Origin of the sequence: Flavobacterium enshiense DK69 (assembly GCF_000498495.1) — a bacterium.
In the GTDB taxonomy this organism is placed as follows: Bacteria; Bacteroidota; Bacteroidia; order Flavobacteriales; family Flavobacteriaceae; genus Flavobacterium; species Flavobacterium enshiense.
Window position 1 is genome coordinate 1 of record NZ_AVCS01000020.1, and the last position, 839, is coordinate 839.

Sequence of the window (839 nt, forward strand, 5' to 3'; positions counted from 1 at the left end):
CCTACAGCCGGTGTAATAGTATACGTTACCGTTCCCGTTGTAGTTCCTGCAGTAAGCACCTGAGAGATGATGTTTCCGCTTCCGTTAGAAGCTCCGGTTACGCCTCCTGTCTGGGTATAAGTCCACGTGAAAGTAGTATTCGGAACTGTTCCGTTCAATCGAATTCCTGTAGACTGACCTGAGCACAATGGTTGTGATATTGGATCAGTTGTTACTGTAGGTGTTTGTACCACAGTTACGATTGCAGATCCTGATACTGTCTGAACACAGTTTGGCACCGTTCCGGCAGTTACATCAACCAAAGCGTAAGTAGTATCAGCTGTCAAGTTACCTGTATTTACAGTAGCAGTACCGGCTGCATTAAGAAGTACCGGTTGTCTTGGTCCGCCATTAATAGTATAGCCCACAGTTGCGTTCGGAGTTCCGGAGAACGATATTGTAGCCGGTTGACCAAAACATACCGAAGTAGAGCCTGAAATCAGAGCAGTTGGCTGTGGAGCGATGTTTACAACAACTTGTTCCAATAATGTTGCTGTACATCCCGTTCCTGCAGTAACATTCACTAACTGATATGTGGTTTGTGACGTCAAAGCTGCAGTTGCAAAAGTTATTGTCCCTGATGCCGGTAAAACAAGAGAAGCATTTACTCCGTTAACCGTATAATTAACCGTTGCGTTCGGAGAACCATCGATTTTAATATTAGTTATTGATCCTGTACAGATTGGAGATGATCCTGAAATCTGAATGGTAGCCGTTGGCAATGACAACACATTTACAACAGCTGTATTTGAACATCCGTTGCTATCTGTATAAGTAATTGTCGTGGTACCCACATTAAC

The 839-nt window shown here is 43.9% G+C and carries 1 protein-coding gene; it reads right to left on the reverse strand.

Going from position 1 to position 839, the window contains the following annotated elements; genetic code table 11:
* On the reverse strand, nt 1-839 hold an 839-nt coding region (locus FEDK69T_RS15950), incomplete at both ends, for a hypothetical protein (RefSeq protein ID WP_035656398.1).